Genomic DNA, 25,547 nt, shown 5'->3' with positions numbered 1-25,547 from the left:
CCCCAATGTCCTCACCGCATGAGACTTCAAAGCTATGCCGTGGTAGCAGGCAGGCAAGCCGTGGTCAGCGGCGACTTTCGGCGAGTTTGCCATGATCACCGATCCCCTTTTCTTTGCCGCAGCCATTCCGGCGGTCATCCTGATGGGTCTGGCCAAGGGCGGCTTTTCGGGGCTCGGGCTCCTCGCCCTGCCCCTCATGGCCCTTGTCGTCTCGCCCGTGCAATCGGCTGCGATCCTGCTGCCGATCCTGATCGTCCAGGACGTGGTGACGGTCTGGGCCTATCGGCGCACATGGGACCGCCGCAACGTCATGATACTCCTGCCGAGCGGCATTGTCGGCATTCTCTCCGGCTATCTTCTGGCCGCGAAGGTCTCCGACGAGGCGGTGACGCTCGCCGTGGGCGTAATCTCGATCGCCTTCGCGCTGCGCCGCCTCAGGCTGGAACGGCGCGCGACGCCCCCGGAAGTGGCGAAGGCCGATGTGCCGCGCGGGCTTTTCTGGGGATGGGTGATCGGTTTCACCAGCATGATTGCCCATGCCGGCGGGCCGCCCTTCCAGATCTACGTCATGCCGCAAAGGCTGCCGCGGGATGTCTTCGTCGGCACGGGCGCGGTCTTCTTCGCCCTCAACAACTGGATCAAGGTGCCGCCTTATATGGCACTCGGCCAGTTCACCACGGAAAACCTTGCCACCGCCGGAGCGCTGTTTCCGGTAGCCATCGCCTCGACCTGGGCGGGCGTTCTGCTCGTGCGGCGCGTGTCGGGCGAACGGTTCTACACCCTGGTTTACTGCCTTCTGGTGCTGGTCGGCGCCAAACTCATCGTCGATGGTGCCCTGGCGCTGCTCTAGGGCATCAGATGAGAGCATCGTATGGCCGCAAAACCGGGTCCACTTTTGTGCACGCTGCTCTAAGGGCGCCCATTCAAGCAAAAAGCTGCCGCTTTCTGTAGGAAAGCGACAGCCTTTCGATGGGATTTTGGCTGAAGCGAGGGGCGTTGCGGTCAGTGCACCATCGCGTGGGTGCCCTTCAGCCGGGTGATCTGATCCTTGAGCTGAAGCTTCTTTCGCTTCAGTTCCGCCAGCCTAATGTCATCCATGGACGGGTGATTGAGAGCATCCTGAATTTCACGCTCGAGCGCCTGATGCTTCCGTTCGAGTTCCACAAGATGATTCTGCAGCGGCATATCAGTACCTCCTGTTCGACTTCCGACGGGCGGGAGTGTGACACAGAGAAAGTGGCGAGTCGAAGGCAAAGCATGCTGCGCTGCGGTATCGAAACGGCCGGCTCGGATCTTGCTCTGGGCTGCACGCAAGAGCATAATTTCGCCCTCGCTCGACCGCCGGAGGCGGATGGGCCATCCGGGTTTTTTCAATGAACGATTTGGCTGAACTGGAAGCGGACCTCTCGCGGCTGAAGCAGGAGCACCGGGATCTCGACTCGGCTATCGAAGCCCTCGAGCACATCATCGCAGGTGATCAGTTGCAGGTGCAGCGGCTTAAAAAGCGCAAGCTTGTCCTGAAGGATCGCATCATGCGGATCGAGGACCAGATCACCCCCGACATCATTGCCTGAGGCGGCTTTCGATTCTCTGCTCCGGCAGGAAAATGCTCCCGAAGATCGGTGCATCGCGCGAGCCGGCCTTGCTTGGCCTTAAAGCCTTCGCTATGCCCGCCTGAGAATTGACTAGAGCCGGAGCCGGAAAATGGCGGGAATTCCCGTTGCCATCATCATGGGCAGTCAGTCCGACTGGGCAACCATGCAACATGCTGCTGAAACCCTGGATGCGCTCGGCATCCCCTACGATGCGCGCATCGTCTCCGCCCATCGCACCCCGGACCGGCTGGTCGCCTTCGCCAAGGGCGCGAGGGCGGCGGGCTTCCAGGTGATCATTGCAGGCGCGGGTGGCGCAGCGCATCTTCCCGGCATGACGGCGGCCATGACCCCCCTGCCCGTCTTCGGCGTGCCCGTGGAATCGAAATCCCTGTCAGGCCAGGACAGCCTGCTCTCCATCGTACAGATGCCCGCCGGCATCCCCGTCGGCACCCTGGCCATAGGCAAGGCCGGAGCGGTCAATGCGGCGCTTCTCGCCGCCGCCGTACTCGCCCTTCACGATCACGCCCTCGCCAAACGTCTCGACGAGTGGCGCACCCGCCAGAGCGAGAGCGTGGCCGAGCGGCCCGTAAGCGAGAAGAGCTAGAACCATGGTCCGTCCCGGCAGCACCCTCGGCATTCTCGGCGGCGGCCAGCTCGGCCGCATGATGGCGATGGCGGCGGCCGAACTCGGGTTGCGCACGCATATCTATGCGCCCGAACAGGACAGTCCCGCCTTCGACGTGGCCGCCGAGCATACCGTCGCGTCCTATGAGGACGAAGCGGCTCTCGTGCGCTTCGCCAAGGCGGTGGATGTGGTCACCTACGAATTCGAAAATGTGCCGAGCTCGACGGCCGCCATCCTGAGCGCCCATGCGCCGCTCGCCCCCAATGCCCGGGCGCTCGCCGTGTCGCAGGACCGGCTGGTGGAGAAAACCTTCATCTCCGATCTCGGCATCGCCACCGCACCTTTCGCCGCGGTGGCGAGCGAGGCCGATCTTGCGGAGGCCCTGTCGCGGATCGGCCGGCCTGCCGTGCTCAAGACCCGGCGCTTCGGCTATGACGGCAAGGGCCAAACCATGATCAGTCCGGAGACGGATCCGGCTACGGCCTACGCAGCCATCGGGCGCGCTCCGGCGATCCTCGAAGGTTTCGTGCCTTTCGAGCGCGAAGTGTCGGTCATTGCAGCCCGCACGGCCTCCGGCGGCTTCGCGGCCTACGACCTGTGCGCCAACGAGCACCGCAACCATATCCTGGACACGACCCGCGTCCCGGCCAGTGTCTCGGGAGAAACGGAGCGGCAGGCCATCGCCATCGCCCGCACCATCGCCGATGCCCTGGACTACGTGGGCATTCTCGCCGTCGAGCTGTTCCTGCTCATGGGCGAGGGCGAGCGCCTCGTGGTCAACGAGATCGCACCCCGGGTTCACAATTCAGGCCATTGGACCCTGGGCGGAGCCGTTACCTCGCAATTCGAGCAGCATGTCCGGGCGGTCTGCGGCTGGCCCCTGGGCGAAACGGCCCGGCTCGGGCGCGTCGAGATGCAGAACCTGATCGGCGACGATGTGGAGGCCTGGGAGCGTATCCTGGCCGAGCCCGGGGCGCATCTGCACCTCTACGGCAAGGCCGAGGCCCGGCCCGGCCGCAAGATGGGGCACGTGACCCGCATCTTTCCCGAAAAGGATTGAACCTTTTCGGACCTGAGCCGTTAACGTAGTCGACCGGCGCTTTTGTTGGGAACAAGCCTGGACAATCAAGGCTTCTTCTGATAGTCACGCCAGCCAGATCAAGGTGCGCATGACGCGCCTTATTTATTTTTGCCACAATCGAAACGGATCAATACGAGGAATTCGCGTGCAGGTTCTTGTCCGGGATAACAACGTCGACCAGGCGCTCCGCGCTCTCAAGAAGAAGATGCAGCGTGAGGGCATCTTCCGCGAGATGAAGCTTCGCGGCCATTACGAAAAGCCGTCCGAGAAGAAGGCTCGCGAGAAGGCCGAAGCCGTTCGCCGCGCCCGCAAGCTGATCCGCAAGCGCATGCAGCGCGAAGGCCTCCTGCCTTCGAAGCCCCGCACGGTCGCCGCTCCCGGCCGCCCGGCCCGCTAAGCTTTTCAGCAAGCTTAAAAAATTTTGGTCTATCGATTGTGTATCGGCGCCCGTCTGCGCAAGCGGGGCGCTGATTGCATGTCAGGGACCCCTCTTGCCGTCTCTGCTGCTTTATTTCGTGGCTGTTAAGGTTTACCAGTTAGCGTAACCCACCCCATTAATTGAGCTGGAGACGATGGTGCTCGCCTCAACGATTCGCCGATTCGCGCCCCTGACCCTGACCCTTCTCGCCCTTGGCCTCGCAGGCTGCGAAACCGTCGGCGGCGGCCCCGCCAGACGCATCGCGGTGGTGGAGGAGGATACGCAGGGCACGAGCAAGGTGAACATCGCCTCCCTGTCGGACGTGATCGACCGCAACCCAAGCGATCCGAGCGCCTACAACACCCGCGGCGCCGCTTATGCCCGCGTCGGCCGCTACAGCGACGCCATCGCCGATTTCAACAAGGCGGTTCAGCTCGATCCCAACTACGCCCCGGCCTATGCGAACCGGGCGCTCGCCTTCCGCCAGACCAACCGCAACGATCAGGCTCTGGCCGATTTCACACGCGCCATTCAGGCCGACCCGAATTACGGCCCGGCCTATATCGGCCGCGGCAATCTCCTGCGTGCGCAGAGTCAATACCAGGAAGCTCTCAGCGACCTGAGCGTGGCGATCCGTCTGCTGCCGGAATCGGCCGAGGCGCTTCATGCCCGCGGCCTGCTCTACCAGCGCCAGGGCATGCATCAGCAGGCGATCCTCGATTTTGACGCCACGATCGACCGCAATCCCTTCGTGGCCGCCCCGTACGCCGCCCGCGGCCAGAGCCTCCTGGCGACGAACCAGTACGACAAGGCCATCGAGGATTTCAACGCCGCCCTCAACGTCAATGCCCGCGATGCGGATTCCTGGGCCTGGCGCGGCGTGGCCCTCGAGCGTCAGGGCAACAAGAGTCAGGCGTCTGAGAGCTTCCAGCGCGCTCTCGCCATCGACAATTCGAACGCCGTCGCACGCCAGGGCAATTCGCGCCTGTAACGGGGGGCCGGGAGGCTTTATGCGCGATCTTTCGGATATCGCGCATTTTCTCGAAACCCAGGCAGATTTGCGTGGGTTTCTTGCTTCCGTGGAAAGCCTCGGCCTGCCGGATTGCTGGATCGGCGCCGGTTTCGTGCGTAATGCCATCTGGGATGCGCTGCATGGGCGCAGCTTCGATACCGGCTCCCTCAACGATGTGGACGTGGTCTATTGCGACTCCGCAGATTCGAGCAGGGAACGGGACATCGCCCTTGAACGGCAGCTCCGGGAGCTTCACCCCGGCCCGCCCTGGTCGGTCAAGAATCAGGCCAGAATGCACCGGCGCAACGGCGATGCGCCTTATCGCGACACCCGGGACGCCATTGCCCATTGGCCCGAAACCGCCACGGCCATCGCGGCGCGCAGCGTGAATGGCCGCGTCGAGATTATCGCCCCGCATGGGGTCGAGGATCTCCTGAACCTCATTGTCAGGCCGACACCGGTCTTCAGGAGCAAGATAGGGATCTACCGGCAACGTGCCGCGGGAAAGGATTGGCCCGTCCGCTGGCCGCGCCTGACGATCGCCGAGGACTGACGCGAGACGTAAGGCTGCCCGTTACAGCGCCTTGATCATGTATGAGACATAGGGCTCGAAGCCGAATTTGCGGTAGGTCCGCTCGGCCCTTTCATTGGCGACGAGCGCACCGATGAAGAGGCGCTTCAGGCCCACCTCGCGGGTCAGGCGCTCGGCCTCCTGCAGCAGCAACTGCCCGACGCCGCGGCCGCGCCAATCCTCATGGACGATCAGATCGGTCACCGTGCCATGCCGGCGGACATCGTCGGTGACATAGGCCGCGTCCTGATCGATGGAATAGCCCATGGCCGCGATGACGACGCCATTCTCCTCCGCCAGCACGATGCGGCCCTGCCGGTTGGCGAGCCGGTGGAGCAATTCGTCGTAATAGGCCCCGGCGCCGTCGTAATCCCGCCGCCGGTCGCCCGTGAGATCGGCCTCGAACACATTGAGCCGATGGATCAGCTCGACGACCGCATCCCGGTCGGCTGGGCGCGCGGTCCGCAGAATCACGCTCATGATCGGCTCCATAGAATCTGGTCATGTCTCCTTGAAACATGACCAGATTCTATTCTCTTGATTTGCATGATCTTTTCGGAAAACCGGATCCCACTTTTCGCTGCCGCGGACCTCCGGTTCCGGATCATGCTCCATATAGGAAAAGGCCGGTGCGATACCGGCCTTCTGCCTCGAAAGGGATGCATCGCGAGGATAAGCCTCAGTCGAGGTTCTTGAGGATTTCGTCGACCATCTTCTTGGCATCACCGAACAGCATCATGGTGTTGTCCTTGAAGAACAGCTCGTTCTCGACGCCGGCATAGCCCGAGCCCATGCCGCGCTTGATGAACAGCACGGTCTTGGCCCTCTCGACGTCGAGGATCGGCATGCCGAAGATCGGCGAGGCCGGATCGGTCTTGGCGGCCGGGTTGGTGACGTCGTTGGCGCCGATGACGAAGGCCACGTCGGCCTGGGCGAATTCGCCGTTGATGTCCTCGAGCTCGAATACCTCGTCGTAAGGCACGTTCGCCTCGGCGAGCAGCACGTTCATATGGCCGGGCATACGTCCCGCCACCGGGTGGATGGCGTATTTCACCTCGACGCCCTCGGCCTTGAGCGCATCCGCCATCTCGCGCAGCGCATGCTGCGCCTGCGCCACCGCCATGCCGTAGCCCGGCACGATGATGACCTTGGCGGCGTTCTGCATGATGAAGGCGGCATCGGCCGCCGAGCCCTGCTTCACCGGCCTCGCTTCGGCCGTGCCGGCTGCGGCTCCCGCCGTCTCGCCGCCGAACCCGCCGAGGATGACCGAGATGAAGGAGCGGTTCATGCCCTTGCACATGATGTAGGACAGGATCGCGCCCGAGGAGCCGACCAGCGCGCCGGTGATGATCAGCGCGAGGTTGCCGAGCGTGAAGCCGATGCCCGCCGCCGCCCAGCCGGAATAGGAGTTGAGCATCGACACCACGACCGGCATGTCGGCGCCGCCGATCGGGATGATCAAGGTCACGCCGAGCACGAAGGATGCCAGCACGACGAGCCAGAACAGTGCATGACTCTCAGTGCGGATGAAGGTGACGAGCAGGACGAGAAGCAGAACGCCCAGGCCGATATTGAGGAGATGGCGTTGCGGCAGCATGATCGGCTTGCCCGACATGCGCCCGTCGAGCTTCAAGAACGCGATCACCGAGCCGGTGAAGGTGATCGCGCCGATGGCAGCGCCGAGCGCCATCTCGAACAGCGAACCGCCATGGATCGTGCCGACGCTTCCGATGCCAAAGGCCTGGGGCGCATAGAGTGCGCTCGCCGCCACCAGCACCGCCGCCAGACCGACAAGGGAGTGGAACGCCGCCACGAGCTGCGGCATCGCCGTCATCGGCACGCGCTTGGCCACGACAGCGCCGATACCGCCGCCGATGCCGAGGCCGAGCACCACCAAGAGCCAGCCGCCAAGGCCGTTCGGCGGCGCCACGAACAGGGTCGTGACGATCGCGATCCCCATGCCGACCATGCCGTACAGATTGCCCTGCCGGGATGTGGTCGGGTGCGAGAGGCCGCGCAGGGCCAGGATAAACAGGACGCCGGAGACCAGATACAGGATCGAGGCCAGATTTGCCGACATCGCCTCAGCCCTTCTTGCGGTACATGGCGAGCATGCGCTGGGTCACCAGGAAGCCGCCGAAGATGTTGATCGAGGCGAGGATCAGCGCGATGAAGCCCAGCCCCCGCGCCCAGATCGGCCCCTCGCCCAGCGCCGGGGCGACATTGACGCCCACCGCGAGCAGCGCGCCGACCACGATGACGGAGGAGATGGCATTGGTGACCGACATCAGCGGCGTGTGCAGCGCCGGGGTCACCGACCAGACCACGTAGTAGCCGACGAAGATCGCCAGCACGAAGATGGCGAGGCGGAACACGGTCGGGTCGACCGCTCCATGGGTAACGGCGGTGGCGGCCACCGCCACCTGATCCGCGATGGCATGCGCCGTGTCCGCGGCCCGCTGGGCGGCGTCAGCCGCTGCGCGGGTTTGTTCGACGGCCTGTTCGGGTGTAAGTGCCATGCTATCCCCCAGGTCAAGCAGTCGGCTGGAACGCAGTGTGAACGATCGCGCCGTCGCGGGTCAGGCAGGTCGCCTTGACGAGTTCGTCGTCCCACTTCACGGCAAGAGCCTTGCTCTCCTTGTCGACGAGCGTCTCGACGAAGGCGTAGAGATTTTTCGCATAAAGGCTCGAAGCGGTCGCCGCGAGGCGCCCCGGCACGTTGAGATGACCGACGATCTTCACGCCGTTATGGTCGGCGACCCTGCCCGGTTCGGCCAGTTCGACATTGCCGCCGCGCTCGACCGCCAGATCGACGATGACGGAGCCCGGCTTCATGGATTCGACCATCGCGCGGCTCACCAGCTTCGGTGCCGGACGGCCAGGAATCAGCGCCGTGGTGATGACGATGTCCTGCTTGGCGATATGCGAGGCGACGAGCGCCGCCTGCTTGGCCTTGTATTCCGCCGACATTTCCTTGGCGTAGCCGCCGGCCGTCTCGGCCTGCTTGAATTCCTCGTCCTCGACCGCAACGAACTTGGCGCCAAGGCTTTCCACTTGCTCCTTGGCGGCCGGGCGCACGTCGGTCGCGGTCACCACCGCACCAAGGCGGCGCGCCGTGGCGATGGCCTGGAGCCCTGCGACGCCCGCGCCCATGACGAAGACACGCGCCGCCGGAACGGTGCCGGCCGCCGTCATCATCATCGGCATGGCGCGGCCATATTCGGCGGTGGCGTCGAGCACCGCGCGATAGCCGGCCAGGTTGGCCTGGGAGGAGAGTACGTCCATCACCTGCGCCCGGGTGATGCGCGGCATCAGCTCCATGGCGAAGGCCGCGACCTTGGCTTCGGCCAGCGCCTTCAGCGCGGCGTCCTGGCCGTAGGGGTCCATGATGGCGATCAGGAGCGCGCCGGGCTTGAGATTGGTCAGTTCGCCCTCGGCCGGGCGGCGCACCTTCAGGACGATATCGGCGTCCTTCGCGGCCTCCACCGCATTCGCGGCGATGCCGGCGCCCGCAGCGTCGAATTCCGCATCCGGAATGCCGGTCTTGAGACCGGCCCCGGCCTGCACCACCACATCCGCGCCGAGAGACTTGTATTTCTTCACGGTCTCGGGGGTGGCCGCGACCCGCGTCTCCACCTGGTCGGTTTCCGAGAGAACAGCGATCCGCATGCAACCCCCCGCACAGGGCGCCCGTCGGACGCCCTTGATGACTTCGCAAACGGGATAAAAATCCCGAGTGCTTCAGTTCAATAGAATATGAGTGCCAGAAGCAAGAGGATCGCGACAGCAGCCGGCGCGCGAACGCCGATTGCCGGCGACATGGCCCCGACGCCGCCGGCGGCAAGCGAGAGGATGACGCCGAAAATCGCTGTCAACCAGGCGTGATGGACGCCGCCGACGGCAAGCGCCAGCACGTGGCAGATGACGACGACGCTGGCAATTTCGACGAAGCGAACAAAGCCCCCATAGGTCGCTTCGTGCGCCTGTCCATCCATATCCGGGCTGTAGCCCCCGAACGGTGCATGTTTTGTATCGGCCATGATCTATGCCCTGTTCCGCATCAGTTCTTGCTGCTGCGTTTACCGCATGCAGTGAGGCGCCGCAATGTTCCGAATCAATCGGCAGGCAATTTTATGCGCACCGCCTTATCTTGCGCCGAGGAATTCACGCCATTGCGGCAGGCAGACGCTCTGAAAGTCATACCTTTCCAGGGCGATCCGGCGGCCCTCGCGGGCCATCCCTGCGGATTTTTCCTTGTCCTTCAAGGTTTCCCGCACCCGCTCCACCAGGGCTTTCTCGTCGAAGAAATTGAACAGGCGGCCATTGACCCCGTCCTGAATAATTTCCCGGACGGGTTCCGTATCGGAGGCGACGATCCGGCATTCGAGCGCCATGGCCTCGATCGAGGACCACGACAGGACGAAGGGATAGGTCATGTAGATATGGGCCGAGGAGACCTGCAGGACCCTGACGAACTGGTCATAGGGCAGATTGCCGACGAAATGGACGCGCGACCAATCCACCTCCCCATTGATCCTTTCACGGAAGACATCGAACCAGGTCTTGCCGCCCGGAGCATTGCCTGAATAGCTCGTGCCCTTGCCGCCGATGATCACGACTTGCAGGCGCGGATCGATTTTCAGCATCTCGGGCAGGCTGCGGAAGACGATATGCGCGCCGCGCATCGGCTCGATATTGCGGCTGACGAAGGTGACGACAGGCACGTCCCGGGTGAGCTTGGGCCCGTTCTGGCCGAGCCGGATACCGACTTTGGGATCGGGTTTCAGGTTCTGTGCGTCGATTCCGTCGTGGATCACCGCCAGCCGATCACGCAGATAAGGCGGGAAGGTGTTGCGCTGGTAATGGGTGGGCGCGACCGCGGCGTCGGCTGCGTCGAGCGCCCCGAGCTGCATCGCGTTCTTCGCCCGCAGCCGCCATATGGTCTCTATGTTCGTCACTGGAAATTCGGGGTCGAAATCGAGGTCCTGCCCCTTGGCCGCGTAATAATATTCGAAATAGGCCACATGCCTGGCGCCAGGCCAGACGTCTTTCAGGAACAGGTTCTCGCCCCAGCCCGTATTCACCACGACCACGTCGGGGTGGAAGCCCTGCTCGGCCAGCTGGCGCGCCCGATGGGCCGCGCCATAGGCCCGCCGCAGGCGCGGGATGACCGGGGAATAACGGTTATGGAAAGGCTCGTCGTCCGGCCCGGAGACCGCCTCATACGGGTAATAGACCACGCCGGGCACCGAGCAGGCCTTCAACATGCCCAGGGCGGCGACCTCATGTCCCTCCTGGAGGAGAGCCTTCGCGATGCGCCCGAACTGGCCCGGAAAATTCTGGTGAACGAAAACGAACTTCATCGGAGACCCCTGACGTGCCGTAAGCCCATCTAAGGCCAGAGCGGCAACAGCGCAACTCAATTACATCGACAGGGGAAGCCCTGACGCGGTCAGGATTTCCCGTTGCCGCCGGGCGAGGTTATCGAGAGAGAAACGCTCGATCTCCGTTTCGAACAATCTGTGATAGTTCAGCTCGGCCTTGAGATGCAGGAAGACTGCTCCGAGCCCGACGGCCGCCCGGTCCATGAAGACGAATTCGCGCGGGACCGTGACAGGCCCCTTCTCCTTCAGGGCCTTGTGAACCTGAAAAGCCTGGCGGCGCCCATATTCCCCAGGCTTCACCCCGTCCGCGACCGTGCGGACGCGGTCGTCGAGCAACGGCCCGTAAATGAAGCGCGCCCAGATATTGAGGATGTCGATCAGCTCGGCCGAGAGGTTCTTGAAGCCCCAGGTCTCGTAGGCATGGACGATCCTGTCCCGGTCTTCGTTCTGGAGGCCGCGATAGAGATCGACCACCCCACCGACGAATCGCGGATGGAAGATCCGGATGCAGCCGTAATCGAGGAGATTGATGCCGGCCGGCTCTCCGCTCTCCGAAAAGACAGTGTAATTGCCGAGGTGCGGATCGCCGTGGATCACCGCCGCATGGCTGAACGGATGCCACCATGCCTTGAACATGGCCATCGCCAGACGGTTGCGGATGGCCACATCGGCCTCGACGTAGTTGAGGATCCGGTCGCCTTCGAGCCATTCGAGCGACAGGAGACGCCGCGTCGACAGCTCGGGATGAACCTTCGGGACGCGCACCTCGGCCACGTCGGCGAGGGTGCGGGCATAGAGCGCCGCGTGCTTGGCCTCGCGCTCGTAATCCAGCTCCTCCCGGACGCGCTCTCCTATCTCCTTGGAGATCTCGCGGGTATCGATGGCGGGATCCATGCGGCGGTGGAGGGAGAAGACGAATTCGAGCTGGCTTAAGTCGGCCTCCACGGCGGATTGCATATCGGGATATTGCAGCTTGCAGGCGAGCGGCGATCCGTCCTTGGTCGTCGCCCGGTGAACCTGCCCCAGAGAGGCGGCGGCGGCCGGGTGCAGATCGAAGGAACCGAAGCGGCTTTGCCAATCCGGCCCGAGTTCCGCCTGCATCCGGCGCCGGACGAAGGCTGCCCCCATGGGCGGCGCCTCGCTCTGCAGTTTCTGCAATTCGGCCGCGTATTCGGGCGGGATGAGGTCGGGAATGGTGGCGAGAAGCTGCGCCACCTTCATGATCGGCCCTTTCAGGCCACCGAGCGCCTGGGCGAGCGCCGCCGCGTTCGAGGCGTTCTGCCCCTCGAGCCCGAAGAGCTTGGCACCGGCCATGCGCGCGGCGACGCCGCCCATATTGGCGCCGACGCGCGCATAGCGCGCGGCGCGGGCGGAGAAGCGGTTCGCTTCGCGATCGGATTCGGACATGACGATGCTTTTAGGCTTCCTTCTCCATCGCCTCGAGCTCGCCGATCAGCCGCTCGATCATGGACAGGCCGATCTGCCAGAAGGACGGGTCGCGCGCATTGAGGCCGAACGGCGCGAGCAGTTCCGAATAATGCTTCGTGCCGCCCGCCGACAGCAGGGCGAAATAACGGTCCACGAAGCCCTCGTTCGAACGCTCGTAGATGCCGTAGAGCGAGTTCACCAGGCAGTCGCCGAAGGCATAGGCATAGACATAGAACGGCGAATGGATGAAGTGCGGAATATAGGTCCAGAAGGATTCATAGCCCGGGCCGAGGCGGATTGCCGGGCCCAAGGCTTCGTCCTGCACCGACATCCACAATTCGCACAGCTTTTCCGCCGTCAGCTCGCCGTTGCGGCGTTCCAGATGCGCCTTGCGCTCGAAGGAGTAGAACGCGATCTGGCGCACCACCGTGTTGATCATATCCTCCACCTTCGCCGCCAGCATCGCCTTACGCTGCACAGGATCGGTGGTCTGGTCGAGGAGCTTGCGGAAGGTGAGCATCTCGCCGAAGACGCTGGCGGTTTCGGCCAATGTCAGAGGCGTGGGCGCCATCAGGGCACCGTTGGGTGCGGCAAGAACCTGATGGACCCCATGACCGAGCTCATGGGCGAGCGTCATCACATCGCGTGGCTTGCCCTGGTAGTTGAGCAGCACGTAAGGGTGCGCCGAGGGCACCGTCGGATGGGCGAAAGCGCCCGGCGCCTTGCCAGAGCGAGTCGGCGCATCGATCCAGTTCTCATCGAAGAAGCGTTTCGCGATATCGGCCATGCGCGGCGAAAAGGCGGAATAGGCGGAGAGCACCGTCTCCTTCGCCTCGTCCCAGGCAATCGTGCGCTGCTCCACCTTCGGCAGGGGCGCATTGCGGTCCCAATGATCGAGCTTGTCCTTGCCGAACCACTTGGCCTTCAAGGCGTAATACCGGTGCGACAGGCGCGGATAAGCCTCGTGAACGGCTGCGACCAGCGCCTCCACCACCTCGCGCTCGACGCGGTTGGCGAGGTGACGGGAATCGGCCACATCCTCGAAGCCGCGCCAGCGGTCGGAGATTTCCTTGTCCTTGGCAAGCGTGTTGGTGATGAGCGTGAAGGTGCGCAGGTTCGCTTTGAGCGTCCTCGCGAGCGCGTCGGAGGCATCCTTGCGCATGCTCTCGTCCGGATCCTGCAGCTTGTTGAGGGTCGGCTCGATGGGTAGCTCTTCGCCCCGCACATTGAAGCGCAACGAGGCGATGGTCTCGTCGAAGAGACGGTTCCACGCGGCGCGCCCGGTCACCGACTTCTCATGGAAAAGCTGCTCGATCTTGTCGTCGAGCTGATAGGGCTTGTCCTTGCGCAGATCCTCGATCCAGGGACGGTAATGGGCAAGCGGCTCCTCGCCCATGGCCTTGTCCACCACTGCGTCGTCGATGCGGTTCAGCTCCAGCCCGAAGAAGAGCAGATCGCTCGAGGCGGCTGTCAGCTTCTCCTGCGTGTCGCCGTAGAACTTTGCCCGCACCGGGTCGGTGGTGTCGCCGGAATAGACGAGACCGGCATAGGACATAAGACGGCCGAGAAGATCCTCGATGGCCTCGTATCGCTTCACGGCCTCGCCCAGGGCAATGACCGAATTATCCGCATGCGCCAGACCATCGAGCTTGCCGCGATAAGCCTCGGCAAAACTTCTGCATTCCGTCTCGGCCCTCGCGAGGTCGGCCTTGAAGGCCTCGCTGTCCATCGCGGGGTAGAGATCCGCGAGATTCCATTCGGGCAGCACGCCGATTTCGGCCGGTACGGAGCCGGTGGAGGAGGTGTGGTGCAAGGGAGAGCTGTTCTGAGGTTTCAAGGGATCTGCCATTTCGGGACGGAGTTCGTGGGCCGGTTGCACATCATATTGGCTGTCTGCCCGGCGGGATCAACCCAACCTTGCTTGAGGATAACTCCTTCCGGGTCTGTTGCCGTTAAGCGCCGGTTTACTCTTGCTCTTCCAGCATCGCGGAATTCGATCTCCATATTTGATTCCTTTTCATGCCCCTGCCTTACATGTTTGCGGACGAAATCCGGGCTCTTCGCCAGGGAACGGCCTGTCTCGTCTCGGGCACCGAATGGATGCGGACGATCCGCCTTGCCGATCGCGCGGCCCGCTCCGCCATGCCGATCCTGATCGAGGGAGAGCCGGGAAGCGGCGCGCAGGCGCTTGCCCATGCGATCCATGATTGCGGTGAGCGCAGAAACCGCCCCCTCATTCGCCTGCATGTCGGGGAGAGTGCGAATCGGGAGACCGATCAGGCTGCCATCCTCCTGCGCCATCTCCAGGACGCGAATGGCGGCACCCTGTTCATCCATGATATCCAGCATCTGACGGCTGAAGCACAAATCCATCTCCTCGATGTGCTATCGCAGCAGGATGTCGCCCCTCGCGACGGACGCCGCGCGTTGCGTCTCGAGGCCAGGATCATCGCAGCAACCGGCTTCGCGCTCGGCGAAGAGGTCCGCCAGGGCAGGTTCCGCGAGGATCTCTATTACCGTCTCCAGGTTATGCCTATCGTCCTTCGCCCGCTCAGGGCTGAGCGGAGCGCCATCGCCGACCTGGCCCGTGCTTTCCTGATTCGTTTCGCGATGGATGAAGGCAAGAAGCTCAAGGGCCTGATGCCGGAAGCGGCGAATCTTCTCTCCCGTTACGACTGGCCGGGCAATCTGCGCCAGCTCGAGAATGCGGTTTTCCGCGCAGTCGTCCTCGCCGACGGCCCGGTGCTCACCCCGGCGGAGTTTCCGCAGATCGCCGCGCATGTGCAAGGTTTTCGCGTTGAGATCCCGCCCGTGCCGACGGCCATCGCTCCGGCTCCGACCGAGATGCGCATGCCCTTGGCGACGCCCGATCCCAACATTCTTTCCCTCATGGGCGAAAGCGGCGAGATGCGCACGCTCGCCGAATTGGAAGCGGACGCCATTCGTTTCGCGCTGTCCCATTATCGGGGACAGATGTCGGCCATTTCCCGCCGGCTCGGCATCGGCCGCTCCACTCTTTACAGGAAATTGAAGGAACTCGGGCTAAGCGATGCAGCCGCTTGAGCCCTTTGGGCGTTAGAGCTTGGCGGGCGTGCTTTTTCACGCCTGTCGCCGTCATGAAGCGGGATGATTTTCCATTGCCCCGCATCGAGGAAGATGAGGAACGAAACGATGTGTAGCCTGCGCAAGACGACACCCTGGCTTGGCCTGATCGGGTCCGTCTCTCTCTTGTCCCTATCCGCCATGGCGGCGGATAATGGCGCAGGTGCCTCGCTCCATTCCCTGCCTCCGATCACCATCGAAACGGCGGAACCGTCCTTCGCCGATGTCGTCGTGAATCGGGAGGAGCCTGCGAATCTCGAAGCGGCCATTCCGGAGCCCGAACCTACGGCGCCCGTGACGATCACCGGCACCGATATCGTGAAACCTCTGCCCGAAATCCCGCTGCCCGATGCAGCGGCGGCGATGGCCTCTGCTCAATCCGACTGGTTGCGCGTCGCGCTGGAAGAGCGTTTATCTGCCGATACGGCCATGCGCGAGCTGCGCCTGAAAGGCAGCGACCGGGAATCCCTGTCAGCATTCTATGCAAAGGCAGAGCAACCTCTGGCCTGGGTGCGGGACGGCGTGTGGACGCCGTCCGCCCGTGCGGTGATCGAGCGGCTGAGGGCTGCCGACGAGGACGGGCTCGTTGCCGCCGATTATCCCCTGCCCGATCCGCGCCTGCGCAAGGATGCGCCTCCCGCTCAATGGGCGGAGGCCGACCTGAAGCTCAGCGCCTCGGTGATCCGCTATGCCCGCGATGCCCGCGGCGGACGCGTCGAGCCGTCCCATCTCTCGCCCCTCATCACGCCGAAGCTCGACCTGCCGGAGGCGGGCGACGTGCTCGCGGCCGTGACCTCGGCGACGGATTCAGGCGCGGCTCTCGATGCCTACAACCCGCCCCATCCCGGCTACCGGGCCTTGAAGGCGCAACTCGCGAAACTGCGCAACAGCCACCCCTCGCAGCCGAGCGTTCGCCTGCCGAAGGGGCCGGCCCTGCGGGTCGGCATGCACGATCCGCGCGTCCCGCTGATCCGGGCGCGCTTCAATCTCGGCAGGACCTCCGGGGACCAGGATGTCTACGACGAGCGCATCGCTTCCGCCGTCGCAGCCTTCCAGAAGGAAAAAGGCCTGCCGACGAACGGCGTTCTCACGGCCCAGACGATTGCGGCGCTTTCCGGCCCGTCCCTGGCACGCATGGAAGGCGAGCTGATCGCCAACATGGAACGCTGGCGCTGGCTCCCTGCCGATCTCGGCGAGCGCCATATCATGGTGAACGTGCCGGAATTCCGCCTGCGCCTCGTCGATGACGGCGCAGTGGTCCACCAGACGCGGGTCATCGTCGGCAAGGAGCAGTCGCAAACGCCGATCTTCTCCGAGACCATGAAATATCTGGTGGTCAATCCCTCCTGGACGATACCGCCCTCGATCATGAAAAAGGAAATTCTGCCCGCGCTCGCCAACGATCCGTCTTACGCGGAGCGCAAGGGCTACAGGGTCATCCGCAAGGGCAACCGGATCACGGTGCAGCAGCCGCCCGGCGAGCGCAATGCGCTCGGCTTCATCAAGTTCATGTTCCCGAACCAGCACTCGGTCTATCTGCACGACACCCCGAGCCGGAAGCTGTTCGCGGCGGGCAAGCGCGCGTTCAGCCATGGCTGCGTGCGTGTCGACGAGCCTTTCCAGCTGGCGCAGGAAGTTCTCGGGGAGAAATGGTCCGAGGCGAAACTCAAGAGCCTGATCGGCAAGGGCGAGCGCTATCTCCATCTCAGCCGTCCCCTGCCCGTACACCTGACATATTTCACGCTCGCCATCGACGAGAAGGGTGAAATGAAGACCTTCGACGATCTCTATGGTTTCGACCGCAAGGTTCGCGAGGCCCTGGGACTCTCGTCCTGACATCGCCGGAAAGCAGGAATAGCGACCATTTTCTGCCGCGCACTTAACCTCGAAGTAACCGTCTTCGACAAAGATCCCTTCATTATACGGGATGCCGTGCCAAAAACCTGCGGCGTGTAAAGACGAGTATCACAGTGAGAGTATTGCGTTCGGATCGCCGTGCGGTCGCGTCGAACATCGTGCGCCGCACGGGCATCGGCCTTGCAACCCTGGTCGTTGTTCTGTTTGGGGGAACGCGCGGCACGCAGGATGCCATCGCCAACGGCGATACGCGCACGCTCACCTTCTACCACAACAACACCAAAGAAACCCTCACCGTGACCTTCCGGCGCAACGGGCAATACGATCCCGGCGGGCTGGAGCAGCTCAACTGGTTCCTGCGCGACTGGCGCCGTGAGGAAAAGACGCGGATGGATCCCCGCCTGTTCGACACGGTATGGGAGGTCTATCGCGAGGTCGGGTCGAGCGCGCCGGTTCACGTGAACTCCGCCTATCGTTCGCCGCAGACAAATTCCATGCTCCGGCGGCGCTCCAGCGCGGTGGCGAAGAACAGCCAGCACATGCAGGGCAAGGCGATGGACTTCTACCTGCCGGACGCTCCGGCCGAGCGCCTGCGCGCCATCGGCATGCGCCTGCAGCGCGGCGGCGTCGGCTATTACCCGAATGCCTATACGCCCTTCGTCCATCTCGATGTGGGCAGCGTCCGCGCCTGGCCGCGCATGACCCGCGATCAGCTCGTGCGCCTTTTCCCCGACGGCAAGACGGTGCATATCCCCGCCGATGGCACGCCGCTTCCCGGCTACGAGCTGGCCCGTGCCGAGGTTCTGGCGAATGGCGGCACGGTGGCCGGCTACAGCGCCGTGGCGGATGCGGGAGAGGCTGTGCCGACCCGCCGAAAGAGCCTTTGGGCGACCCTTTTCGGGGGCAGCGACGAGGATGAGGACGTGGAGGAGATTCGCGCCGCCTCCCGGCCGGGTCGCGCCCTCATCGCCTCCCGTCCCTCTACGCCACAGGATTATTACGCGAGCGATTCGAATTCGTCCGTCTATGCGGCTCTGCGATCCGTCGATCAACCTCGGACGCAGGTTGCCGCACGCCCGGCCCCCGTCGTGCAGCCGAGGCCCGAGCCTGAGCCCATGCCGGCGCCTTCGCCGGCGGTCGTCGCCGCCGTGGCACCGGCCTTGCGCGAGGAAATTTCGCCTCCGCCTCCGCTCCCGCCGACCCGCATCGCCGGCCCGCCGAGCACCGTCGCGACCCCGACCGGCCCCACGCTCGCGTGGCAGCAGGGACCGTCGGGACAGGTCCAAGCGGGTTCGGAGACCGGCGTTGCGCGCGAGATCGCCTTCGCACCGATGCCGCCCCGGCGACCGGATGACATCGCCGCGACCGGCGCTATCGCCTATGCCCCGATTCCCCCGGCCCGGCCGAGCGCTCTCGCCGAGACGAACCCGATTCCCAGTATTCAGGAACTGCGCGGCGCGACCAATCTGGCCGCGAATCTCCCCCCGTCAGGCCTGCCGCTGCCGCCGCCGCGCCCGAACCAGAGCCCGATCGTCGTGGCCTCCGCCGCGCCGGTCGAGATCCCGGCCGCTGCGCCAAGCGCGATCAAGGTGGAAAAACCGAAGTCGCATGCGCTCGCCGCCGACGCGAAAGCGCCTCAGTCCGCGAAAGACAAGGCGCCGGCCGCAACCGTCCACGCCCTGCTGACCGCCGGGCCGAGCCTGAATATGGGCTTCTCGTCGAAGCCTCTGGGCGATCTGGCCACGAACCGCTTCACGGGCCCGGCGGTCAAACCGCTGCCGGTGGTGAGATAAAAGAAGGCGGGGCGACCCGCCTTTCCTGCATTCGTGGGCCGCTTCGGACCCATCCGGCGGTCATTTCCGGTCAGAGATGATCGTGCCGAGCACCTGTCTCGCCGTTTCCAGAAGGACGCCGCGTCGGTCGTGATCGCCCTTCAGGAGGCTCGAGGTGAAGTTCCGGGCCTGCTCCAAGGTTATATGCGACGGCAGGGGCGGCACGTTCGGATCGGTCTTGAACTCGAGGAGGACCGGTTTGTCGCTAGCCAGCGCCTGATCCCAGGCGGCCCCTACCTCGTCCGGCCGGTCGACATACAAACCGCGCAGGCCGATCAGTTCGGCGAACTTGTGATATGGGACATTGGGAAGGGATTGCGAGGCTTCGAATTTCGGATCGCCCTGCATGACACGCTGCTCCCAGGTGACCTGATTCAGGTCCTCGTTATCGAACACGCAACAGACCCAGGTGCAGTTGGTCCAGAGCTTCCAGTATTTCGCAACCGTGATGGGCTCCGCCATGTTGTTCATCTGCATGGCCCCGTCCCCCACGAGCGCGATGACGGGCCGGTCGGGATGCGCGAACTTCGCCGCGATGGCATAAGGGACGGCAGCGCCCATGGAGGCGAGCCCGCCCGAGAGCGAGCCCATCATCCCGCGGCGGAATTTCAGGTCGCAGGCATACCAATTGGCACAGGTGCCGGAATCGCTCGTGACGATGGCGCGCTCCGGCAGGCGCGGCGAGAGCTCCCATGTGACGCGCTGGGGATTGATGGGATCCGCTGAGGACATCGCGCGTACTTTCAGATCGACCCACCATTCGGCGACATTGCCCTCGATATGCTGCCGGAAGAAGTCGCCAACCGATCGAGCCAGGATGAACTCCTCGTCCGCACTCCGGTGAACCACGGGGCGAACGGATGTTCCGCGGGAACGGCGCGAGCGGATCCGTGAGGGTTCGAGGGAAAGCTTAGCGTGGTCGGGCCTCGTCCATTGCATCGGCTTCCCACCCGGTGATGAGGCGGGCGCTGCGCTGGAAGGTCAGATAGTTCCAGAGCCAACTGAAGGCGACCACGAAGCGGTTCCTGAGACCGATCAGGAAATAGATATGGGAGATGCCCCAGAACAGCCACCCGATGAAGCCCGTCAGGTGTAGATGGGCAAGCCTGACCACTGCGGCCTTGCGCCCGACCGTGGCGAGATCGCCATGGTGGCGATACGTGAAGGGCGGCAGCTTCCGCCCTGCGACCTGCGCGGCGATGATCTGAGCGGCGTAGCGGCCCATCTGCTTGGCCGCGGGGGCGATGCCGGGCACCTGCTTCCCCTCTCCGTCGATGACGGCCGCCGTATCGCCGATCGCGAAAATCTCTGGTCGGCCGGGAACGGAGAGATCGGGGCCGACCTCGATCCGTCCGGCCCGGTCGCGGGAGGCGCGGATCCATTCGGCCGCCGGCGAAGCGACGACTCCGGCCGCCCAGACGATCGTGCCGGCATCGATGCGGCCATTGCTGGAATCGACGCCGCGTGCGTCACATCCGGTGACCGCCGTCGATGTCAGGACTTCGACGCCCATCCGGATGAGGACGCGGCGGACATAGGCCGAGAGATCCTCCGGAAATGTCGACAGAAGACGCGGTCCCGCTTCCAGCAAGATGATCCGGGACGAACGCGGATCGATGTGGCGGAACTCGGGCGGCAGGGTCTGACGCGCGACCTCGGCGATGGCGCCAGCCATTTCCACCCCCGTCGGCCCGCCGCCCACGACGACGAAGGTCAGGAGGCGTCGGCGCTCGACCGGACCGTCCGTCAGCTCTGCCTTCTCGAAGGCCTGCAGGATCCGGCGGCGGATCTGCGTCGCGTCCTCGATCCGCTTCAAGCCCGGGGCCGCTGCCGCCCATTCGTCGTGCCCGAAATAGGAATGCATCGCGCCCGTGGCGAGGACGAGATAATCGTAAGGAACCGTCACCGAATGCGTATGGACGAGCCGCTTTTCGACATCGATGCCCGTCACCGTCTCCATCAAGACGATAGCATTCGGCTGACGGCGGAGAATGCCGCGGATCGGCCAGGCGATATCAGCCGGCGACAAGGCGGCCGTCGCGACCTGATAAAGCAGGGGCTGGAAACAATGGTAATTGTTGCGGTCGATGACCGTCACATCGACGGGCACGCGTGCCAAGGCCTTTGCCGCCTTGAGCCCGCCGAATCCTGCACCCACGATCACGACCCTGGGACGGGCGGATATCGCGGCAGGTCGGTTGGAAGCCGGCTCTGCCGGGCGGAAGACGGGGGTTGAAGGGAGGTCGGAGCGACTGGCCAATGTGGGCCTCCCTGGTTCAAGCACGGCAACAGATGCGCAAACCCGGACGAACCGACCGCGACGGAAGCACCCGCGCTCGCAGTATCCTATTTCACGTCAGGCCTCGGCCTCGAGCAAGGCTTATAAAGAAAGTTCTCCGGACGACCATCGTTTCATCCACCCATAAAGAAAGGCGGGGGATCCCCGCCTTTCCAACGTGCCGATGAAGCCCGCTTCAGCCCACCATTCCAAGGGCCTGCCCGTCTCGGATGCCCTGCGGAGTTGGATGATGGTGCCGAGCGCCTGCCTTGCCGTTTCCAGAAGAAGTCGCCAACCGATTGAGGCAGGATGAACTCCTCGTCCGCGCTCCCGGTGAACCACGGGGCGAACGGATGTTCCGCGAGGTGCAGATGCCGGGCGATCTCAGAGCCTTCGAGGAGGCCGCCGGCTCGGAAAATTCGCTCCGATCCATTGGCGAAGCTGAAACATAATCTGCCGCGGCGCGTAACTCACTCGCACCTTCGATCTGGCACAGGCTGGAGAAAGCAGATGATTCTCAAACGATTACAGATGTTATCCCTTGCCGGGATCTTGCTTGCGGGGGCGAGCGGCGCCCTTTCTCAGACCGACACTACGGGTGTCGTCCCGGGGCATGCTCCGGGCCTGCCCACTCCCGCCCCCAGCGTGAATACCGGTACGGCAGGTACAAATCCCGAAACCACCGGATCCACCGGCGGCGGTTCGACGGCCAAACCACCCGACACCATGCCGGCCGGCCCGAATGCCGCGATCAACGCGGGAGCCAGCGGCAGGAACACCTGCTATCCGGGACAGAGCGGCAAACCCGTCGGCAGCACGAATCCTGCTGGCATGCCGAGCCAATGCTGAGCCCGAGCATGAGCTCTCCCGCGATGGCGAGATAAAGAAAAGGCGGGATTTACCCGCCTTTTCAAATGCCGTCCGACGGAGTTGCCTTAGAGCATCGTGCGCAAAAGTGGACCCGGTTTTTGCGGCCACACGATGCTCCCATCAAAGGAGAAAGCATCGGATGGTCCAAAAAGTGGAAGCCGCTTTTAGGTTCGAGGCTTTAGCCCACCATCCCGAGGGCCTGCATGTAGAGTTCTAGGATCGCCTCCTCCTCCTGGCGCTCGGCATAGTCGCGCTTGCGGATGGAGATGATCTTGCGCAGCACCTTGGTGTCGAATCCGTTGCCCTTGGCCTCGGCATAGACGTCCTTGATGTCGCCCGCGATGCCGGCCTTTTCCTCCTCGAGGCGCTCGATGCGCTCGATGAAGGCCTTGAGCTGGTCGGCCGCGACGGATTCGGTTTGAAAAGCTGCGTCATCCATAAATTTAGCCTTTGATTGGTGGCGCAAGCGCCAAGAGAAGCTTCGTTTGTAAGTTCATTGCGAGGGTAAGGGCATTTGGTTGAGGCTGCTTTAATGCCTCGGCTTCGATTCCTCAAAGCCCTGGAGCTGCGAGGCCGTGGCTTCGCGCTGGTGGCGCGCCTTCCATTCCTCGTAAGGCATGCCGTAGACGTAAGCCCTGCTCTCGTCCTTGGAGAGCGCGACGCCGCGCTCGTCGGCGGCCTCCTTCAGCCAGTTCGACAGGCAGTTGCGGCAGAAGCCCGCCAGATTCATGAGATCGATGTTCTGGACATCCGTGCGCTCGCGCAAATACTCCAGGAGCCTGCGGAAGGCGGCGGATTCCAGTTCCATCCGGGTCTGAGCGTCGATCTCGTTCATGGCCTTGTCCTCAATGACGGCGCAGACGGTCCCGGGTGCGGGTCGGCTGGATCGCGGGCTTCCGCAGGTTTTCCTGCGCGACCAGAGGCTTAAGGAGCCGGGCGAAACGCTCCGCCCATTCTTCCTGGCCCTCGCCTGCCGCGATCAGGTCCTGCCGGATCTCGATCAGGGCGCTGGCGAGCCCGCGCCGAGTGGCGTGCCGGTCGACTGTATCGCCCGCAAGCGCGCCATCATAGGGCTCGTTGTCGCCGACGACGAGCCCTTCCTCCGCCTTCAAGGCCTCGATCAGCGGCACGGCGAAGCGCTCGTCCGCGTCCCACAGAATGCCCACGTGCCAGGGGCGTGGCCAGCCGCGCCAGATCGGGGTGAAGCTGTGAACCGTGACGATGACGGGCGGGTGCCCCGCCGCCAGGCCGCGCCCGATGGCGGCCGTGATGGCAGCATCGTAAGGGTCGTAGAAGCGCCGGATGCGGGCTTGGATCTCATCCTCGTCCACCTTGGCATTTCCCGGCACCACCGCGCCGTCCGAAAGGCGCATGACGAGGGTCGGATCGTCCCTGCCCCGGTTGGGATCGATGATCAGGCGCGAGAATCGGGTGAGAATCGCCGGCGCGTTAAGACGCCGGGCCAGCAAGCGGGTCACGCCCGCCGCGCCGATATCGTAGGCGATGTGGCGCTGGAATTCACTATGTGGCAGCCCGAGATCGCCGAGATCGGGCGGCACCGCATTCGAGGCGTGGTCGCAGAGGACCAGGATGCCTGATTCGACGGCGCCTTCGACGATCTCGACGGGACAGGGCTCAAGGCAGGGGTCAAGAGCAGGATCGGCAAGCTTGAGCGCGGCGGCGGAAGCGGTCATGGGAAGAATTGAGAATGATGGAAACAGGTCGATTGAAGGATTGAAGAAAAGCCTTAACCTGCCCTAGGAAGGCTGACAACGTGACCTTCTGCGCGACGATTTTGCCGCGCCGTCCTTTTTTGTAACGAATTCATGTCCTCCACGCAGACATCCTCGACCCCGACGCCGGCACGCCTGGATACGGGCTTCGCTTCCGCCTTCGCGGCCCTTTGCCTGGGCGCGGTCGCGATGGGCATCTCCCCGATCTTCGTGCGTTTCGCCGCTGCCGATGTGGGCCCCTTCGCCAGCGCCTTCTGGCGCGTCGCCCTCTCCCTGCCGATCCTCTATGCCTGGATGCGGATCGAGGAAGCCAAGGCGCCCGCGAGCGCGCCTCGCGCCTCGTTCACGAAGCCCACGATCCTGGCGGGACTCGCCTTCACGGGCGATCTGTTTTTCTGGCACCTGTCGATTCTCAACACCACGGTCGCCAACGCCACCTTCTTCGCCACGACGGCACCCCTCTTCGTCATCCTGATCGTTTGGCTGGTGCTGAAGCAGCGGGTTTCCACCGGCACCATCATAGGCCTTCTGTTCTGCCTCCTCGGCGGGGCCGCCCTGATCGGGCAAAGCCTGCATGTCGATCCGACCCGGATCCGCGGCGATCTCTTCGGCGTCGCCACTGCCTTCTTCTTCGGCCTCTATTTCCTGGCGATAGGCCGGGCGCGGACCTTGGCCGGGGCGGCCCGGGTGACGTTCGAGGGCGGCGTCGTCACGTCGGCCGCCCTTCTCGTCATCGCCCTTCTCCTCGATACGCGGATCATGCCGCAGACCTGGCAGGGAATCGCGGCCCTGACCGCCATGGCCTTCATCAGCCAGGCCGGCGGCCAGGGGCTTCTCGCGGTCGCCCTGGGCAAGCTGCCGCCAGTCTTCTCGTCCCTGGTGATCTTTCTCGAAGCCGTTGCGGCTGCCTTGTTCGGCTGGGCGATTCTGGGCGAGGCGCTGACGCTGATCCAGACCCTGGGCGGCGCGCTGATCCTGATCGGCATCTGGGCCGCGCGGCCCAAGCCGCAGACGCGGGCCGGCTAGAGCATTTTCAGGCGAAGTGGGGCCGGTTCGCCGTCGAAAAAGCGTCCGGACAAAAGGAAAGAGCTGGTTCCACGCAGGTGGAAACGGCTCTAATCCTCCGCCATCAGGACCCTGCCCATCCGGAGGGGCGATAGCCACCTATCAGGCTGAATTGACATGATTTGTGCCCGCGGGACTTGATGCGGCGGCGCTTCTGGCCGACAACGATTCGACATACTTCTCGAAGCATTGTGCACTTTCGTTATCCTAACCGACTTGAACCAACATCCATGATTGCCGGATTCCTCTCATCGGATCACAGCTGGCAGCGGCGAAGCCTTGGACTTGCAGCCGTCCTCCTCGGCGGAAGCTTTCTCGCCGCGTCGCCAGCGCGGGCCGACTTGCGCATGTGCAACATGACGTCGAGCCGGGTGGGCGTGGCGCTGGGCTATCGCGACGGGCAGGGCTGGGTGACGGAAGGCTGGTGGAATTTGAATTCCCGCGGCTGCGAGACCCTGCTCCAGGGCCAGCTCGCGGGCCGCTTCTATTACGTCTACGCCATCGATTACGACCGCGGCGGCGAATGGAGCGGGCGCTCCTTCATGTGCACGCGGGAGCGCGAATTCACGATTCGCGGAACGGAAGATTGCCTCGCCAGAGGCTTCGATCGCAGCGGCTTCTTCGAAGTCGATACAGGTGAACAGAAGAGCTGGACCATCCAGCTGACCGAAACGAATCGCCCGGGGGGGCAATAAA

26 protein-coding genes and 1 pseudogene are annotated in these 25,547 nt (G+C 64.0%); 13 read left to right on the top strand and 14 right to left on the bottom strand.

The window, feature by feature from the left end; all coding sequences use genetic code 11:
* The first annotated feature begins 91 nt into the window (after positions 1–91).
* Complete coding sequence (locus AB4Y97_RS16860) at positions 92–850, top strand: sulfite exporter TauE/SafE family protein (RefSeq protein WP_442000200.1); 759 nt, start codon at positions 92–94, stop codon at positions 848–850.
* A gap of 152 nt (positions 851–1,002) precedes the next feature.
* Here AB4Y97_RS16860 and AB4Y97_RS16855 read toward each other — a convergent pair whose 3' ends face one another.
* Complete coding sequence (locus AB4Y97_RS16855; RefSeq protein WP_442000199.1) at positions 1,003–1,185, bottom strand: YdcH family protein; 183 nt, start codon at positions 1,183–1,185, stop codon at positions 1,003–1,005.
* Positions 1,186–1,373: 188 nt separating this feature from the next.
* Here AB4Y97_RS16855 and AB4Y97_RS16850 point away from each other — a divergent pair, with 188 nt between their 5' ends.
* The 6 genes from AB4Y97_RS16850 (at position 1,374) to AB4Y97_RS16825 (ending at position 5,284) form a co-directional block, all read left to right on the top strand.
* Positions 1,374–1,574 (top strand): YdcH family protein, encoded by a 201-nt coding sequence (locus AB4Y97_RS16850; RefSeq protein ID WP_442000198.1) that lies wholly within the window; start codon positions 1,374–1,376, stop codon positions 1,572–1,574.
* A gap of 130 nt (positions 1,575–1,704) precedes the next feature.
* Positions 1,705–2,199: a 5-(carboxyamino)imidazole ribonucleotide mutase gene (gene purE / locus AB4Y97_RS16845; RefSeq protein WP_442000197.1), complete on the top strand. Its 495-nt coding sequence runs from the start codon at positions 1,705–1,707 to the stop codon at positions 2,197–2,199.
* Positions 2,200–2,203: 4 nt separating this feature from the next.
* Positions 2,204–3,280: a 5-(carboxyamino)imidazole ribonucleotide synthase gene (locus AB4Y97_RS16840; RefSeq protein WP_442000196.1), complete on the top strand. Its 1,077-nt coding sequence runs from the start codon at positions 2,204–2,206 to the stop codon at positions 3,278–3,280.
* A gap of 166 nt (positions 3,281–3,446) precedes the next feature.
* Positions 3,447–3,698 (top strand): 30S ribosomal protein S21, encoded by a 252-nt coding sequence (gene rpsU, locus AB4Y97_RS16835; protein ID WP_442000195.1) that lies wholly within the window; start codon positions 3,447–3,449, stop codon positions 3,696–3,698.
* A 175-nt stretch (positions 3,699–3,873) separates the two neighbouring features.
* On the top strand, positions 3,874–4,710 hold the full coding sequence (locus AB4Y97_RS16830; RefSeq protein ID WP_442000194.1) for a tetratricopeptide repeat protein: 837 nt from the start codon (positions 3,874–3,876) through the stop codon (positions 4,708–4,710).
* A 19-nt stretch (positions 4,711–4,729) separates the two neighbouring features.
* Entirely contained in the window at positions 4,730–5,284 is a 555-nt protein-coding gene (locus AB4Y97_RS16825) for a nucleotidyltransferase family protein (protein WP_442000193.1), read from the top strand.
* A 21-nt stretch (positions 5,285–5,305) separates the two neighbouring features.
* Here AB4Y97_RS16825 and AB4Y97_RS16820 read toward each other — a convergent pair whose 3' ends face one another.
* The 8 genes from AB4Y97_RS16820 to AB4Y97_RS16785 all read right to left on the bottom strand — a co-directional run bounded on the left by AB4Y97_RS16820 (position 5,306) and on the right by AB4Y97_RS16785 (position 13,963).
* Complete coding sequence (locus AB4Y97_RS16820) at positions 5,306–5,782, bottom strand: GNAT family N-acetyltransferase (RefSeq protein WP_442000192.1); 477 nt, start codon at positions 5,780–5,782, stop codon at positions 5,306–5,308.
* A gap of 199 nt (positions 5,783–5,981) precedes the next feature.
* A complete protein-coding gene (locus AB4Y97_RS16815) occupies positions 5,982–7,382 on the bottom strand; it encodes an NAD(P)(+) transhydrogenase (Re/Si-specific) subunit beta (RefSeq protein ID WP_442000191.1) in 1,401 nt (466 codons plus the stop codon).
* Between the two features lie 4 nt (positions 7,383–7,386).
* The gene (locus tag AB4Y97_RS16810) at positions 7,387–7,821 is read right to left on the bottom strand and encodes a proton-translocating transhydrogenase family protein (protein WP_442000190.1); all 435 of its coding nucleotides are present in this window, start codon (positions 7,819–7,821) and stop codon (positions 7,387–7,389) included.
* Positions 7,822–7,834: 13 nt separating this feature from the next.
* The gene (locus AB4Y97_RS16805) at positions 7,835–8,971 is read right to left on the bottom strand and encodes a Re/Si-specific NAD(P)(+) transhydrogenase subunit alpha (RefSeq protein ID WP_442000189.1); all 1,137 of its coding nucleotides are present in this window, start codon (positions 8,969–8,971) and stop codon (positions 7,835–7,837) included.
* Positions 8,972–9,048: 77 nt separating this feature from the next.
* Entirely contained in the window at positions 9,049–9,342 is a 294-nt protein-coding gene (locus AB4Y97_RS16800) for an aa3-type cytochrome c oxidase subunit IV (protein WP_442000188.1), read from the bottom strand.
* A gap of 105 nt (positions 9,343–9,447) precedes the next feature.
* Positions 9,448–10,665: a glycosyltransferase gene (locus AB4Y97_RS16795; RefSeq protein WP_442000187.1), complete on the bottom strand. Its 1,218-nt coding sequence runs from the start codon at positions 10,663–10,665 to the stop codon at positions 9,448–9,450.
* A 60-nt stretch (positions 10,666–10,725) separates the two neighbouring features.
* Positions 10,726–12,093 (bottom strand): ABC1 kinase family protein, encoded by a 1,368-nt coding sequence (locus AB4Y97_RS16790; protein WP_442000186.1) that lies wholly within the window; start codon positions 12,091–12,093, stop codon positions 10,726–10,728.
* A gap of 10 nt (positions 12,094–12,103) precedes the next feature.
* Positions 12,104–13,963: a M3 family oligoendopeptidase gene (locus AB4Y97_RS16785; protein ID WP_442000185.1), complete on the bottom strand. Its 1,860-nt coding sequence runs from the start codon at positions 13,961–13,963 to the stop codon at positions 12,104–12,106.
* 170 nt (positions 13,964–14,133) lie between these two features.
* Here AB4Y97_RS16785 and AB4Y97_RS16780 point away from each other — a divergent pair, with 170 nt between their 5' ends.
* From AB4Y97_RS16780 to AB4Y97_RS16770, 3 genes are all read left to right on the top strand, one after another.
* Positions 14,134–15,177, top strand: coding sequence for a sigma-54-dependent transcriptional regulator (locus AB4Y97_RS16780; protein WP_442000184.1), 1,044 nt, complete (start codon positions 14,134–14,136; stop codon positions 15,175–15,177).
* Positions 15,178–15,285: 108 nt separating this feature from the next.
* Positions 15,286–17,052, top strand: coding sequence for a L,D-transpeptidase family protein (locus AB4Y97_RS16775; protein ID WP_442000183.1), 1,767 nt, complete (start codon positions 15,286–15,288; stop codon positions 17,050–17,052).
* Positions 17,053–17,186: 134 nt separating this feature from the next.
* Complete coding sequence (locus AB4Y97_RS16770) at positions 17,187–18,866, top strand: DUF882 domain-containing protein (protein ID WP_442000182.1); 1,680 nt, start codon at positions 17,187–17,189, stop codon at positions 18,864–18,866.
* A 60-nt stretch (positions 18,867–18,926) separates the two neighbouring features.
* Here AB4Y97_RS16770 and AB4Y97_RS16765 read toward each other — a convergent pair.
* Positions 18,927–19,697, bottom strand: a pseudogene (locus AB4Y97_RS16765) (thiamine pyrophosphate-dependent enzyme); the annotation flags it as partial.
* 118 nt (positions 19,698–19,815) lie between these two features.
* Positions 19,816–21,063 carry an NAD(P)/FAD-dependent oxidoreductase gene (locus tag AB4Y97_RS16760; RefSeq protein WP_442000181.1) on the bottom strand — a complete coding sequence of 416 codons (1,248 nt, stop codon included), beginning with the start codon at positions 21,061–21,063 and terminating at the stop codon, positions 19,816–19,818.
* 651 nt (positions 21,064–21,714) lie between these two features.
* On the opposite strand from AB4Y97_RS16760, the gene AB4Y97_RS16755 reads away from it, so the two are divergent.
* On the top strand, positions 21,715–22,032 hold the full coding sequence (locus AB4Y97_RS16755) for a hypothetical protein (RefSeq protein ID WP_442000180.1): 318 nt from the start codon (positions 21,715–21,717) through the stop codon (positions 22,030–22,032).
* A 199-nt stretch (positions 22,033–22,231) separates the two neighbouring features.
* Here AB4Y97_RS16755 and AB4Y97_RS16750 read toward each other — a convergent pair whose 3' ends face one another.
* From AB4Y97_RS16750 to AB4Y97_RS16740, 3 genes are all read right to left on the bottom strand, one after another.
* A complete protein-coding gene (locus tag AB4Y97_RS16750; protein WP_442000179.1) occupies positions 22,232–22,492 on the bottom strand; it encodes a DUF2312 domain-containing protein in 261 nt (86 codons plus the stop codon).
* 90 nt (positions 22,493–22,582) lie between these two features.
* The gene (locus AB4Y97_RS16745; RefSeq protein WP_442000178.1) at positions 22,583–22,888 is read right to left on the bottom strand and encodes a DUF1244 domain-containing protein; all 306 of its coding nucleotides are present in this window, start codon (positions 22,886–22,888) and stop codon (positions 22,583–22,585) included.
* 10 nt (positions 22,889–22,898) lie between these two features.
* Positions 22,899–23,747 (bottom strand): N-formylglutamate amidohydrolase, encoded by an 849-nt coding sequence (locus tag AB4Y97_RS16740; RefSeq protein ID WP_442000177.1) that lies wholly within the window; start codon positions 23,745–23,747, stop codon positions 22,899–22,901.
* 132 nt (positions 23,748–23,879) lie between these two features.
* Between AB4Y97_RS16740 and AB4Y97_RS16735 the strand changes: the two genes are divergently transcribed.
* Together AB4Y97_RS16735 and AB4Y97_RS16730 are read left to right on the top strand one after the other, a co-directional pair.
* Complete coding sequence (locus AB4Y97_RS16735; RefSeq protein ID WP_442000176.1) at positions 23,880–24,812, top strand: DMT family transporter; 933 nt, start codon at positions 23,880–23,882, stop codon at positions 24,810–24,812.
* Between the two features lie 269 nt (positions 24,813–25,081).
* Positions 25,082–25,546, top strand: coding sequence for a DUF1036 domain-containing protein (locus AB4Y97_RS16730; RefSeq protein WP_442000175.1), 465 nt, complete (start codon positions 25,082–25,084; stop codon positions 25,544–25,546).
* The last annotated feature ends 1 nt before the right edge of the window (position 25,547 follow it).

It is taken from the genome of Microvirga sp. 2TAF3, from assembly GCF_052114965.1.
Lineage (GTDB): Bacteria > Pseudomonadota > Alphaproteobacteria > Rhizobiales > Beijerinckiaceae > Microvirga.
The sequence above is the reverse complement of the archived record's forward strand: the minus strand, read 5'-3'. Positions and strand labels throughout refer to the sequence as shown.